The organism is Bosea sp. ANAM02, from assembly GCF_011764485.1.
Taxonomy (GTDB): Bacteria; Pseudomonadota; Alphaproteobacteria; order Rhizobiales; family Beijerinckiaceae; genus Allobosea.
In genome coordinates this window covers 874,279-886,875 of record NZ_AP022848.1, presented here as the reverse complement: position 1 = coordinate 886,875, position 12,597 = coordinate 874,279, and the positions used below count along the sequence as shown (strand labels likewise).

Annotated in this window: 11 protein-coding genes; 8 read left to right on the top strand and 3 right to left on the bottom strand. The window is 66.1% G+C overall.

Annotation, left to right across the window (positions count from 1 at the left end):
• Window positions 1-137: 137 nt before the first annotated feature.
• Both OCUBac02_RS04290 and OCUBac02_RS04285 read right to left on the bottom strand, forming a co-directional pair.
• Window positions 138-3,224 carry an efflux RND transporter permease subunit gene (locus OCUBac02_RS04290; RefSeq protein WP_173043636.1) on the bottom strand — a complete coding sequence of 1,029 codons (3,087 nt, stop codon included), beginning with the start codon at window positions 3,222-3,224 and terminating at the stop codon, window positions 138-140.
• 9 nt (window positions 3,225-3,233) lie between these two features.
• Window positions 3,234-4,313, bottom strand: coding sequence for an efflux RND transporter periplasmic adaptor subunit (locus OCUBac02_RS04285; protein ID WP_173043634.1), 1,080 nt, complete (start codon window positions 4,311-4,313; stop codon window positions 3,234-3,236).
• 415 nt (window positions 4,314-4,728) lie between these two features.
• Between OCUBac02_RS04285 and phnC the strand changes: the two genes are divergently transcribed.
• The 4 genes from phnC (at window position 4,729) to phnE (OCUBac02_RS04265) (ending at window position 8,440) form a co-directional block, all read left to right on the top strand.
• Complete coding sequence (gene phnC, locus OCUBac02_RS04280) at window positions 4,729-5,547, top strand: phosphonate ABC transporter ATP-binding protein (RefSeq protein WP_047575945.1); 819 nt, start codon at window positions 4,729-4,731, stop codon at window positions 5,545-5,547.
• An 84-nt stretch (window positions 5,548-5,631) separates the two neighbouring features.
• Window positions 5,632-6,546 carry a phosphonate ABC transporter substrate-binding protein gene (gene phnD, locus OCUBac02_RS04275; protein ID WP_173043632.1) on the top strand — a complete coding sequence of 305 codons (915 nt, stop codon included), beginning with the start codon at window positions 5,632-5,634 and terminating at the stop codon, window positions 6,544-6,546.
• Window positions 6,547-6,707: 161 nt separating this feature from the next.
• Complete coding sequence (phnE, locus tag OCUBac02_RS04270; RefSeq protein ID WP_173043630.1) at window positions 6,708-7,589, top strand: phosphonate ABC transporter, permease protein PhnE; 882 nt, start codon at window positions 6,708-6,710, stop codon at window positions 7,587-7,589.
• Entirely contained in the window at window positions 7,586-8,440 is an 855-nt protein-coding gene (gene phnE / locus OCUBac02_RS04265; RefSeq protein WP_173043628.1) for a phosphonate ABC transporter, permease protein PhnE, read from the top strand. The genes phnE (OCUBac02_RS04270) and phnE (OCUBac02_RS04265) overlap by 4 nt, the downstream gene beginning before the upstream one ends.
• A 151-nt stretch (window positions 8,441-8,591) precedes the next feature.
• On the opposite strand, the gene phnF is transcribed toward phnE (OCUBac02_RS04265), so the two are convergent.
• A complete protein-coding gene (gene phnF, locus OCUBac02_RS04260) occupies window positions 8,592-9,335 on the bottom strand; it encodes a phosphonate metabolism transcriptional regulator PhnF (RefSeq protein ID WP_173043626.1) in 744 nt (247 codons plus the stop codon).
• 88 nt (window positions 9,336-9,423) lie between these two features.
• Between phnF and phnG the strand changes: the two genes are divergently transcribed.
• From phnG to OCUBac02_RS04240, 4 genes are read left to right on the top strand one after another with little or no spacing between them, the layout of a single operon-like run.
• The gene (gene phnG / locus OCUBac02_RS04255; RefSeq protein ID WP_047578422.1) at window positions 9,424-9,855 is read left to right on the top strand and encodes a phosphonate C-P lyase system protein PhnG; all 432 of its coding nucleotides are present in this window, start codon (window positions 9,424-9,426) and stop codon (window positions 9,853-9,855) included.
• Entirely contained in the window at window positions 9,855-10,457 is a 603-nt protein-coding gene (gene phnH / locus OCUBac02_RS04250; RefSeq protein ID WP_082009745.1) for a phosphonate C-P lyase system protein PhnH, read from the top strand. Before phnG ends, phnH begins: the two co-directional genes overlap by 1 nt.
• Window positions 10,457-11,644, top strand: coding sequence for a carbon-phosphorus lyase complex subunit (locus OCUBac02_RS04245; RefSeq protein ID WP_173043624.1), 1,188 nt, complete (start codon window positions 10,457-10,459; stop codon window positions 11,642-11,644). The genes phnH and OCUBac02_RS04245 overlap by 1 nt, the downstream gene beginning before the upstream one ends.
• Window positions 11,641-12,561 (top strand): alpha-D-ribose 1-methylphosphonate 5-phosphate C-P-lyase PhnJ, encoded by a 921-nt coding sequence (locus OCUBac02_RS04240; RefSeq protein WP_244639092.1) that lies wholly within the window; start codon window positions 11,641-11,643, stop codon window positions 12,559-12,561. Before OCUBac02_RS04245 ends, OCUBac02_RS04240 begins: the two co-directional genes overlap by 4 nt.
• Window positions 12,562-12,597: the final 36 nt, after the last annotated feature.

Sequence of the window (12,597 nt, the reverse complement as noted above, 5' to 3'; positions counted from 1 at the left end):
CACGCGCTGCGGCATGGAATGCCGCTGCGCAGATGCGGGACCGCGTGACGAGAAGGCGCCTTTTCCTGAGGACGGTCCCGTGTCTGCGCCGCAGCACTGACGTGCCGCAGCGCGCACGGGATGACGGCGGGTAGTCGCTATTCCGCCGGTACCGGATGCGCCCCATGCGCTTCGTCATGCGGAGCGTGGCGCGAGCCATGGACCGTGCGGGCGAGGTAGCTATACGCGACCGGCACCACGTAGAGCGTCAGCAGCGTGCCGAAGGTCATGCCGCCAACGATGACCCAGCCGATCTGCGAGCGGCTCTCCGCTCCGGCGCCATGCGCGATGGCGAGCGGCACGGCGCCGAGCACCATGGCGCCTGTCGTCATCAGGATCGGTCGCAGGCGCAGCTCAGCCGCCTCGACGAGGGCGTCGATCATCTCGCGGCCCTCGTCGCGGAGCTGGTTGGTGAATTCCAGGATCAGGATGCCGTGCTTGGTGATCAGGCCGACCAGCGTGATCAGGCCGATCTGGCTGTACACGTTCATCGTCCCGCCCGTGAAATAGAGCGCGGCGAGCGCGCCGGTCAGCGAGAGCGGCACCGAGACCATGATCACGACCGGATCGACGAAGCTCTCGAACTGCGCCGCCAGCACGAGATAGATGAAGCCCAGCGCCAGCAGGAAGACGATGAAGATGCTCGCGCCCGACTGCTTGAACTCGCGGCTCTGGCCGGAATAGTCGACCTGCACGGTATTGGGCAGCACGCGCGCCGCGCCGTCCTCCAGCACCTTGAGCGCGTCGCCGAGCGAATAGCCCGGCGCCGGAATTGCCGTGACCGTCGCCGAGCGCAACTGGTTGAAGCGTACGAGTTCCTTCGGCGCGACCGTTTCCTCGACCTTGACCAGGCTTGAAAGCTGCACAACGGCGCCGCCGCGCCCCATCAGATAGATCGACTGCAGCGCCTGCGGCGTGTTGCGCTCGGTGCCCTCGACCTGCAGCACGACGTCGTATTGCTTGCTGTTCATGTTGAAGCGCGTGACCTGACGGCCGCCGAGCAGCGTCTCCATGGTCCGGCCGATGATGTCCACGTTAACGCCGAGATCGGCGGCGCGCTGCCGGTCGATCGAGACCTTGATCTGCGGCTTGTCGAGGATGAGGTTGGTCTCGACATTGGTCAGCACAGGCGATCCGGACACCTCGGCAATGAGCTGATCGACATAGGATTTGATCTGCGTATAGGGCTCCGACGAGCGCAGCACGAACTCGACCGGCTTGCTGTTGGCGTTGCCCTGCCCAAGCGAGGGCGGGTTGGTCGCGAACAGGCGGATGCCCGGGATCTGCGACAGCCCGCGGTTGATCTCGGCCACGAGGTTCTGCTGCTTGCGCTGCCGTTCTTCCCAGGGCTTGAGCCGGGCAAAGGCGATCGCTCGCGTGACGTCGGGGAAACCGACGATGACGAGATAGGTGTCGACCTCGGGAATCTTCTTGAAATACTCCTCGACCTGCCGGGCATAGGCGGCGGTGAACGAGATCGTCGCGCCCTCCGGCGCGACACCGATGGCGTTGATGGTGCCGCGATCCTCGACCGGCGACAGCTCCGCCCGCAGATGGGTGAAGAAGTAGTAGCCGCTGCCGGCGACGCCGAGGGCGAGCAGCACGACCAGCGGACGGACCGAGAGCGCCGCACGCAGCGAGGCCTTGTAGCCGCGCGACAGCGCGTTGAACCCGCCTTCCAGCAGGTTGTAGAGCCAGTTGTGCTTCTCGTGATGCCGCAGCAGCTTGGCGCACATCATCGGCGTCAGCGTCAGCGCGACGAAGCCGGAGACCAGCACCGCGCCGGCCAGCGTCAGTGCGAACTCGATGAAGAGCTTGCCGGTGCGCCCGGTCGAGAAGGCCATAGGCGCATAGACCGCGACGAGCGTCAGCGTCATCGCCACGACCGCGAAGGCGATCTCGTTGATGCCGCGGATCGCTGCCGGGGTCGGCTGCATGCCGTCCTCGATATGACGGTGCACGTTCTCCAGCACGACGATGGCGTCGTCGACGACGAGGCCGATGGCGAGCACCATCGAGAGCAGCGTCAGCGTGTTCACGGTGAAGCCGAACGCGTACATCAGCGCGAAGGAGCCGATCAGCGAGACCGGGATCGTCACCAGCGGGATCAGGGTCGCACGCACCGAGCGCAGGAAGACGAAGATGATCAGCACGACCAGCACGATCGCCTCGAGGATCGTCTGGTAGACCGCCTTGATCGAGCGATCGATGAAGACCGAGGTGTCGTAGGACTTGGCGATCGACATGCCCTGCGGCAGATCGTCGATGATGCCGGGCAGCGCTTCCTCGATACCGGCCGAGACGTCGAGAGGGTTCGCGGTCGCCTGCTTGACGATGCCGATCGTGACCGAGGGCGTGCCCTTGAACCAGGCGGCGTTGCGCTCCTCGCGCGCGGCGAGCTCGACCTTGGCGATGTCCTTGACCTTGACCGGGAAGCCGCTGGCGTCCTTGACCACGATCTCGCGGAACTCAGCCGGCGTGGTCATGCTGGTCTGCGAAAGCACCGTGAACTCGCGGTCGTTGCTCTCGATGCGGCCCGACGGGATTTCGATGTTCTGCGCCCGGACGGCAGCCTCCACCTGCTGCACGGTGACGTCGTAGGCCGACATCCGAGCGCGATCGAGCCAGATGCGCATCGCATATTGACGTTGGCCGAGGATGCGGACCTCCGCCACGCCGGTGACGTTCTGGACGCGGTCGGAAATGAAGCGGTCGGCGAAGTCGGTCAGCTCGAGCGGTCCGTGCCGCGAACTGGTCAGCGAGAGGTAGAGGATCGGCTGCGAGTCGGCCTCGACCTTGGCGATGACCGGCTCGTCGATCTCGTCCGGCATGCGGCTGCGCACGCGGCTGACGCGGTCGCGCACGTCGGAGGCCGCAACGTCGGGATCGACGTCCGGGCGGAAGCGCACCTGGATGAAGCTGCGCTCCTGGCGGCTGGTCGAGGACAGGATCTCGATGCCCTCGATGCCGGCGATCGAGTTCTCCAGGATCTGCGTGACCTGCGTCTCGATGATCTCGGCCGAGGCGCCGCGATAATCGGTTCGGACCGAGACGATCGGCTCGTCGATATTGGGATACTCGCGGATGGTCAGGCGGCCATACGAGACGATGCCGATCAGCATTACCAGCAGACTCAGCACCGTCGAGAGAACGGGCCGGCGGACGAAGAGTTCGAAGAGGCTCATGGGGCGGTCCTAGAGCTGGCTCGTCTGGACGACCTTGTCCTTGATCGCGATGGTCGCGCCATCGCGCAGCCGCATCTGGCCGGCGGTGATGATCTGCATGTCGGGCTTCAGTCCGCTGACGATCTCGACCTTGCCGGGCAGACGTTTGCCCAGCTCGACGGTGACGCGCTTCGCCTTACCCTTGTCGACGATATAGACCATCTTGCCGACGGCGTCGGGCACCACGGCCATCTCCGGCACCAGGATCGCGTTCTCGCGCTGGTCGACGGTGATGGCGAGTCGGGCGAAGAGGCCGGGCTTCAGGGCGAGATCGGCATTGGGGATGTTGGCGCGCAGGCGGATCGCCCGGCCGTTCACGTCGACGACCGGGTCGATGGCGTAGATATGCCCCTGGAAATTGCGGTCCGGCACGGCGTCGACCCGCATCTGCACGGGTTGTCCGGTCTTGAGGCGGCTGAGATAGATTTCGGGCACGCGGAAATCGATCTTGATCGGATCGATCTTGGTCAGCGTGATCATCTGCTTGCCGACCGAGACATAGTCGCCGACGCCGACCGAGCGCAGGCCGACGACGCCGTTGAACGGCGCCAGGATGGTCGACTGCGCGAGCTTGGCCTTGGCGAGCTGGACGCGGGCCTCGCTGGAGGCGAGCTTCGCCGCCGATTCCTCGAGCGCGACCTGCGTTCCCGAGCCGCGCGAGACCAGCCCCCTGAGCCGCTCGTTGGTATCGCGGGCGAGACCAAGATCGGCCATCGCCTGCTTGAGCTCGGCATCGAGGATCGCTGTATCGAGCTTGACCAGTTCCTGCCCGGCCTTGACGCGCTCGCCTTCCTTGAAGCCGAGGAAGACGACGCGGCCCGCGATCTCGGGGGCGATCACCACCGATTCATCGGCTGCGAGCGTGCCGAGCGCCTCGACCTCCTCGCTGACGGTGCCGATCTCGATGGATGCAACTTCGACCGGCACGGCGCGCGGCCCCGAGACCGCGCTCGCCTGGGCCTGCTGAGTGCCGGCGCGCTGATTGCGGTAGGCATAATAGCCGCCGCCGGCGATGGCGGCGACGAGAACGAAAAGAACGAACCGCTTCATCAGGCTGGAGGCTCCGTTGCCGCCCATTGGTCTTAAATGGAACGAAAGGCGTTGCTAAGATGCCGGCGCGCCACAGCGGCACAAAAACAGCGGTTTCTGCGCCGATGCCGTCTCGATCCGGCCTCATAGTCATCAATGCAAGATGCTTGCCGTCGAAAGACCCGCCGCCACGGGCATCTCCGCCTCACACAAACATCCACACCTGATCCTGCCGGTAAGCCGCGGAACCGCCAAGCCCATTCTGGAGACCTCACGAAACGTTGACCGGCTGGCGGCGTGATGAATCCGGCAGCCCAGGGCCGTCATGCGGCTGTCATCCGCGCTCGTTAGGCCTCGCCGCGATCGAGACGCCAGCCCGTCCAACCTTGGCCAGGGGAGCGTGCTCATGCCCCGTATCGTGCCCGAGAAATCATTCATGCTGCGCATCGAAGGCCTGACCAAGCGCTTTGGCGACAGGAACGCGGTCGACTCCGTGACCCTGACCGTTCCGAAGGGAGAGATGGTCGGCGTCATCGGCCCCTCCGGCGCCGGCAAGTCGACGCTGCTGCGCATGCTGAATCGCCTGACCGAGCCGAGCACCGGCCGGATCGTCTGCGCGGAGCAGGACGTGACCGGGTTGAAGGGCGCTTCGCTGCGTCGCTGGCGCCGCGATACGGCGATGATCTTCCAGCAGTTCAATCTCGTCGGGCGCCTCGACGTACTGACCAATGTCCTGCTCGGCCGGCTGAACCACCGCTCGGCGGCCCTGACGCTGGTGAAGAGCTTCTCCGAGGACGACAAGATCCGCGCCATCGCTGCGCTCGAGCGCCTCGACATGGGCCATCTGCTGGCGCAGCGCGCCGAGACGCTCTCCGGCGGCCAGCAGCAGCGCGTCGCCATAGCCCGTGCTCTCGTTCAGGAACCGCGCATCATCCTCGCCGACGAGCCGATCGCCTCGCTCGACCCGCGCAATACCCAGGTCGTCATGGACGCGCTGTTCCGCATCAATCGCGAGGACGGCATCACCGTGATGTGCAACCTGCACGACCTCGATATCGCCGCGAAATACTGCGACCGCCTGATCGGCATGTCCGCCGGCAAGGTCGTGTTCGACGACGTGCCCCAGGCCCTGACCCGCGAGATCGCGGCCGAGCTCTACGGCATCGAGGCCAAGGATGCCGGCGCCGAGGCGCTGGACGCGCTCGACGCCATCGCTGCCTCCGAAGCGAAGCGCGCGCGCCAGAAGATCGCCTGATTTCCAGAGATCGCCGGACCGGCCCCTTGGGGCTGTCGCCGCGAGAAGACCGCCCCACTTACGACTGCAACCAGGAGCACATCGATGCTGACCCGTCGTCATACCCTCTCGCTCGCCGTCGCCGGCCTCGCGCTCGCCGCGGCGCCTGCTTTCGCGCAGGACTGGAAGGCGAAATATCCCGAGCTCGTCTTCGCGATCATCCCCTCCGAGAACGCTTCCGGCGTCGTCGAGCGCTACACCCCCTTCGTGAACTATCTGGCGAAGGAACTCGGCACCAAGGTGACGCTGCGCATCGCCAACGACTATGCCGCGATCATCGAGGGCCAGCGCGCCGGCAACATCCATATCGGCATGTACGGCCCGGCCTCCTTCGCCCGCGCCCGCATGACCGGCGCCAAGGTCGATGCCTTCGCCATCGAGACCAATCTCGACGGCACCAAGGGCTACCACTCGGTCTTCTACGTGAAGAAGGACTCGCCCTATAAGAAGGTCGAGGACCTCAAGGGCAGGAATCTCGGCCTCGTCGACCCGAACTCGACCTCCGGCAACAACGTTCCGCGCTTCGTGCTCAACGGCATGAAGATCGAGCCGGAAACCTTCTTCTCGAAGGTCGTCTACACAGGCAGCCACGAGAACGCGATCATCGCGCTCCAGCAAGGCACGGTGGACATGGCCGCCAACTGGTGGAACGACGAGCAGGAATCGAACCTGCAGCGCATGGCCCGCAAGGGCATGGCCAAGGCCGAGGACTTCCGGATCATCTACAAGTCCGACCAGATCGTGAACTCGCCGATGGCTTATCTCACCGACCTGCCGGAGGAACTGAAGGCCAAGATCCGTGACGCGGTGCTGAACCTCGCCACCAAGGACAAGGCCGCCTTCGACAAGATCTATGAGGGCAAGCAGGGCCCGCTCGTCGCCGTCGACAACAAGGCCTACGACCCGATCATCGAGCTGAACAAGTTCGTCGACGACCTCCGCAAGAAGAAGTCGTCGTAAGCAGCACGCCTGCTCTCGCCGTCATGGTCGGGCTTGTCCCGGCCATCCACGTCTCCGCTTTGCTGATCGAATGCGGTTTCAAGACGTGGATGCTCGCCACAAGGGCGAGCATGACGGCCGCGGCGCCACCCGCGCCTTCTCCGGCAACGGACGCAAACTCCATGACCCTCGCGATCGACAGCAACGACCCGGCCATCCGGGCCCGTGCCGAGGCCTATCGGCAGGCTTCATCCGCCAAGCGCCGGCAGGCCCTGGTCGGCATCGCCGTATTCATCGCCTGCGTGCTTTTGTCGGCGCGCGGTGCCGAGGTCGATCTCGCCAAGTTCTTCGAGAACATCCACCGTTTCCCGAAATACATCTACGAGACGCTGCCGACGCTGCGCCTCTCCAGCATCGGTGCCGACCTGTCCGAATGGTACTGGGGCCTGAAGGGCTGGCTGAAGCTGCTCTGGCAGACCGTGCTCATCGCCTATGTCGGCACGATCCTCGGTGCCGCCGGCGCCTTCCTGTTCTGCTTCGCCGCGGCCGCCAATCTCGGCCGCGCCACCTGGCTGCGCTTCGCGGTGCGCCGCTATCTCGAATTCTGCCGCACCGTGCCCGAGATCGTCTTCGCGCTGATCTTCGTCATCGCCTTCGGCCTCGGCCCACTGCCGGGCGTGCTCGCCATCGCGATCCACACCATGGGCGCGCTCGGCAAGCTCTTCTCCGAAGTGGTCGAGAATATCGACCTGAAACCGGTCGACGGCGTCACCGCCGCCGGCGGTAGCTGGTGGCAGATCGTGCGCTTCGCGGTCGTGCCTCAGGTGCTCTCCAATTTCGCGAGCTATACGCTGCTGCGTTTCGAGATCAATGTCCGCGGCGCCTCGATCATGGGCTTCGTCGGCGCCGGCGGCATCGGGCAGGACCTGATCGAGGCCATCCGCAAATTCTACTTTACCGATGTCAGCGCCATCCTGCTGCTGATCATCGTCACGGTGATGCTGATCGACTACGCCACCGAGCGGCTGCGCCACGCCCTTCTCAGCCTGGAGCATGGCCGATGAGCCTCGCCCTCTCGACGGCCGAGCGCGCCGACATCCTGCGCCGCCACGAGGCCGCGATCCGCGGCTCGCTCAGCACGAAGCTCGCGACGATCGGCAGCATCGCCGCGCTTGCCGGCTTCTTCCTCTACGGGCTGACGACGCTCGAAACCTCGCTCTGGAAGATCATTGCCGGGCTTGGCAGCCTCGGCAGCTTCATCGTGCTGATGCTGCCGCCAGATCCCGGCTCCTGGGCGCGTGCCGTCATCTTCGTGAAGGCTCTGTTCGAGACCATCGCCATCGCCTTCCTCGGCACCGTGCTCGCCGCCATCCTCGCCCTGCCGCTCGGCTTCATCGCGGCGCGCAACGTCGTCGCCAACCGCGTCGTGCATTTCCTCGCCCGCCGCTCGCTCGACACGGTGCGCGGCGTCGACGCCCTGATCTGGGCGCTGATCTGGGTCAATGTTGTGGGCCTCGGCCCCTTCGCCGGTATGCTCGCGATCATGACCAGCGATCTCGGCGCTTTCGGCAAGCTCTATTCGGAAGCAATCGAGGCGGCCGACCGCAAGCCGGTCGAGGGCGTCTCCTCGGTCGGCGGCGGCAAGGCGCATGAAATCCGCTTCGGCCTGCTGCCGCAGGTCCTGCCGGTGATCGCGAGCCAGGTGCTCTACTACATCGAGTCGAACACGCGATCCTCGACCATCATTGGCATCGTCGGCGCCGGCGGCATCGGCCTCTATCTCGCCGAGACGATCCGCACGCTGGAATGGCAGCAGGTTTCCTTCCTGATCCTGCTCATCCTCGCCGCCGTCTCGGCCATCGACTTCCTGTCGGGCAAGCTGCGCTTCGCGATCATCGGCCGGCGGGCGAGCTAAGGGCGGAGCCTGCCTCGCAAAATCAAAGCGTCTTGCAGTCCGTCATGCTCGCCCTTGTGGCGAGCATCCACATCTTGAACACGCCCCTCGATCAGTGGAGACGTGGATGGTCGGGACAAGCCCGGCCATGACGAAGAGCGGCCCCCGTCCTTCAATCCCCGAACGGCTCGATCACCATCTCCATCCGCTCGGCGGCGAAGACGCTGCTCACGAGATGCACCGGCCTCAGGTCCGGCAAGGCGTCGACCGCCGTCGAGATCATCACGGCCGAATCCGGCGCGATCTCCAGTAGTTCCGCCTCGCGCATATCGGCGAGCCGCGCCGTCAGGCGCGTCGACAGGCGCACGTAATCGGCGATGCCATAGACCTTGAAGGCGGCCGTGATCGAACCGGCGGCCTCGCGATAGGCCTTGTCGAAATCCGGGAAGCGCTCGACCGCAAGCCAATGCGTGCCGGTGCCCATCGGCACGCCGTCGGCGAGGCTCACGCCCTGCACCTGCCAGAGCGGCGTCCCGGTCTTCAGCTTGAGCGCCGTGCAGGCGAAAGCCTCGCCCACCACCACCTCGGCCGAAAGCATTCGGCTGCTCCCGGTAATGCCGAGCTTGCCCATATTGGTGCGCATGCTGACGCGCCGGCCGATCGGATAGGGCAGGCGCGGCGATGTCACCTGCGTGCCACGTCCGCGCGAGACCGTCACCAGACCCTGCTCGGCCAAGTGGCGGAAAGCCTGCCGCACGGTGTGGCGGTGCACGCCGTAGCGCTCGGCCAGCGCGACCGAGGCCGGCAGCGTGTCGCCGAGCTTGTACTCGCCGCGTCCGATCGCCTCCGCCAGTTCGTCGGCGATGCGCCGCCAGGCCGTTCCCCCGTCACGCTCCGCAAGCGCGGTGTCCGTCATCGAATTGTCGCTCAAAAAGTATAGACCTTTGCCATCAACTCCCCTAGCATAGTCTAGACATTCGGAACTGACCAGCGAGCCCGCGCCGATGACGCAGAAAACCCCGAGGCAAAGCTGGATGGCGACGCTGGCGCGCGCCTCCCGCAGCGAGATCGAAACTCTGCTCGGCGATCCGCCGGCCCACGACCTGTTGAAGGCGCCGGAGACCGGCACCGTGATGGTCGAGGGTCGCGCCGGTGGCGCCGGCCGCCGCTTCAATCTCGGCGAAGCGACTGTGACGCGCTGCGTCGTGCGCCTCTCCAACGGGCGGATGGGCTTCTCCTATGCGCTCGGCCGTGACGGCCGGAAGGCAAGGCTCGCCGCCCTGCTCGACGCCCGTCTCCAGGACGAAGCCGAAGGCAGCGGATTGCATCAGGGCGTCGCGACCCTCGCCGCGCAGCAGGTGGCTGCCCGCGACCTCGCCTCGCGCAAGGCCGCCGCGACCAAGGTCGATTTCTTCACGCTGGTCCGGGGTTCGTGATGTCGGCTGAAACCATGATCGCTCCCGGCTTCTCCGATCCGGTCTTCCAGTCGCAGGCCGCCTTCCGCGCCCTGCTCGCCGCCCTCTCCGAGCCTGGCACGCTGCAGCAGGTCGCAGGCGAGATCACGCCGCCGGAAGGTCTGGCGTCGGCAACCGCGACAGCCCTGCTGACGCTCGCCGATTACGAGACGCCGGTCTGGCTTCCGGAAGCCCTGCGCAACGGCCCGGCCGGCGCCTGGCTGCGTTTCCATTGCGCCGCCGCATTCGTCGACGATCCCGCTGAGGCCGCCTTCGCGGTCATCGATGGTGAGGCAGACGAGCCCAAGCTTTCCGCCTTCAATCTCGGCACCGACCAGTTCCCGGATCGCTCGACCACGGTGGTCGTACAGGTCGCGGCACTGGAGAACGGCCCCGCCCTCACTCTGGCCGGACCCGGCATCCTCGGCTCACGCAACATCGCGCCGCTGGGCCTGCGCCCCGGCTTCATCGATGAGTTGCGCGAGAACGGCGCGCTCTACCCGCTCGGCGTCGATGTCCTGCTCGCGCATGGCGAGGGTTTGATCGGCCTGCCGCGCTCGACGCAGGTTGAGGAGGCTCGCTGATGTATGTCGCAGTCAAAGGTGGCGAGGCCGCCATCCTCGCCACGCATGATCTCGTCGCCGAGGCACGCCGCGGCGATCCCAACGTGCCGGAAATCTCGGTCGCCCAGATCCGCGAGCAGCAGGCTTTGGCCTGTGCCCGCGTGATGAACGAGGGTTCCCTCTATGACCAGGACCTCGCCGCGCTCGCGCTGAAGCAGGCGCAGGGCGACGTGATCGAGGCCGCCTTCCTGATGCGGGCCTATCGCACGACGCTGCCGCGCTTCGGCTCCTCCGAGCCGCTCGACACCGCCGCGATGGCGATCCGCCGCCGCGTCTCGGCGACCTATAAGGATCTGCCCGGCGGGCAGGTGCTTGGCCCGACCTATGATTACACGCATCGGCTCTTCGACTTCGCCCTGATGGACTCTCCCGCCGAGATGGCTGGGCTTGATCCCGCCGTCTCGGGACGAGACGACACCGGAGCCTCCGCGTCCGGAGATGCTCGGGTCAAGCCCGAGCATGACGGCCTGAAGGCCCCGCTCGACGCCACCATGCCGCGCGTGCCCGACATCCTCGGCGCCGAAGGCCTGATGGAAGCCGAGGAGCCGCCGGAGGGTGACCCGCGCCCCTTCGACCTGACCCGCGATCCCGTCTCCTTCCCGGCCGATCGCGACGTGCGCCTGCAGTCGATGGCGCGCGGCGACGAGGGCTTCCTGCTCGGCCTCGGCTATTCCGTGCAGCGCGGCTTCGGCGGCACGCATCCCTTCGTCGGCGAGGTCCGCGTCGGCGAGGTTTCAGTCGAATTCGTGCCCGAGGAACTCGGCTTCGCGGTCGATCTCGGCTACGTCACCCTGACCGAATGCCAGATGGTCAACCAGTTCCAGGGCTCGAAGGAGGTGCCGCCGCAATTCACCCGCGGCTACGGACTCGTCTTCGGCCATAGCGAGCGCAAGGCGATGTCGATGTCGCTGGTCGACCGCGCCCTGAAGGCGCGCGATTTCGGCGAGGCCGCCAACTACCCCGCGCAGCAGGACGAATTCGTCCTCTACCACGCCGACAATGTCGAGGCGGCCGGCTTCGTCGAGCATCTCAAGCTGCCGCACTATGTCGATTTCCAGGGCGAGTTGGAGCTGATCCGTCGCATCCGTCGCGAACGCGAGGAGCGGCTGGCTCAGGAGCCGAATACGATGCCGGAGGCTGCGGAATGACCATCCATCAGATGCCGGCAGACGATACCAGGCCGGCCTATAACTACGCCTATCTCGACGAGCAGACCAAGCGCATGATCCGCCGCGCCCTGCTCAAGGCGGTGGCGGTGCCCGGCTATCAGGTGCCCTTCGGCTCGCGCGAGATGCCGTTGGCCCGAGGCTGGGGCACCGGCGGCATCCAGATCACCGCCGCGATCATCGGCCCGGCCGATACGCTCAAGGTGATCGACCAGGGCGCCGACGACACCACGAACGCCGTCTCGATCCGCAGGTTCTTCGAGCGCACGGCCGATGTCCGCACCTGCGAGGCGACCGACGAGGCGACGATCATCCAGACCCGCCACCGCATCCCGGAAGCGCCGCTCAAAAGCGGCCAGGTCATGGTCTACCAAGTGCCGATGCCGGAACCCTTACGCCGCCTGGAGCCGCGCGAGGCCGAGACGCGCAAAATGCACGCCTGGGCCGAATACGGGCTGATGCAGGTCAAGCTCTACGAGGACATCGCCCGCTATGGCGAGATCACCAAGACCTATGACTACCCGGTCATGGTCAACGACCGCTACGTGATGGCGCCCTCGCCCATCCCGAAATTCGACAATCCGAAGATGCACATGTCGCCCGCGCTCCAGTTGTTCGGCGCCGGCCGCGAGAAGCGTATCTACGCGCTGCCGCCCCATACGAGCGTGCGCAGCCTCGATTTCGAGGATCACCCCTTCCGCATCCAGAGCTGGACGCAGCCCTGCGGTTTGTGCGGCGCGGGCGACAGCTATCTCGACGAGGTCGTGATCGACGACCAGGGTGGGCGCATGTTCGTCTGTTCCGACAGCTATTATTGCGAGACCCGCCGGGCGGAAGGCCATCGCGGCACGATGCTGGGCGACGCGGCCGCGAGCGGCCTGATCGAGGCGAAGCCATGACGCATCGCCTTGCCACCCACCCTTCCCGTCATGGTC

Bases quoted from the DNA above. Each gene is read 5' to 3' on its own strand.
- OCUBac02_RS04290 (WP_173043636.1), bottom strand. From the start codon at position 3,224: ATGAGCCTCTTCGAACTCTTCGTCCGCCGGCCCGTTCTCTCGACGGTG.
- OCUBac02_RS04285 (WP_173043634.1), bottom strand. From the start codon at position 4,313: ATGAAGCGGTTCGTTCTTTTCGTTCTCGTCGCCGCCATCGCCGGCGGC.
- phnC (WP_047575945.1), top strand. From the start codon at position 4,729: ATGCTGCGCATCGAAGGCCTGACCAAGCGCTTTGGCGACAGGAACGCG.
- phnD (WP_173043632.1), top strand. From the start codon at position 5,632: ATGCTGACCCGTCGTCATACCCTCTCGCTCGCCGTCGCCGGCCTCGCG.
- phnE (WP_173043630.1), top strand. From the start codon at position 6,708: ATGACCCTCGCGATCGACAGCAACGACCCGGCCATCCGGGCCCGTGCC.
- phnE (WP_173043628.1), top strand. From the start codon at position 7,586: ATGAGCCTCGCCCTCTCGACGGCCGAGCGCGCCGACATCCTGCGCCGC.
- phnF (WP_173043626.1), bottom strand. From the start codon at position 9,335: ATGACGGACACCGCGCTTGCGGAGCGTGACGGGGGAACGGCCTGGCGG.
- phnG (WP_047578422.1), top strand. From the start codon at position 9,424: ATGACGCAGAAAACCCCGAGGCAAAGCTGGATGGCGACGCTGGCGCGC.
- phnH (WP_082009745.1), top strand. From the start codon at position 9,855: ATGTCGGCTGAAACCATGATCGCTCCCGGCTTCTCCGATCCGGTCTTC.
- OCUBac02_RS04245 (WP_173043624.1), top strand. From the start codon at position 10,457: ATGTATGTCGCAGTCAAAGGTGGCGAGGCCGCCATCCTCGCCACGCAT.
- OCUBac02_RS04240 (WP_244639092.1), top strand. From the start codon at position 11,641: ATGACCATCCATCAGATGCCGGCAGACGATACCAGGCCGGCCTATAAC.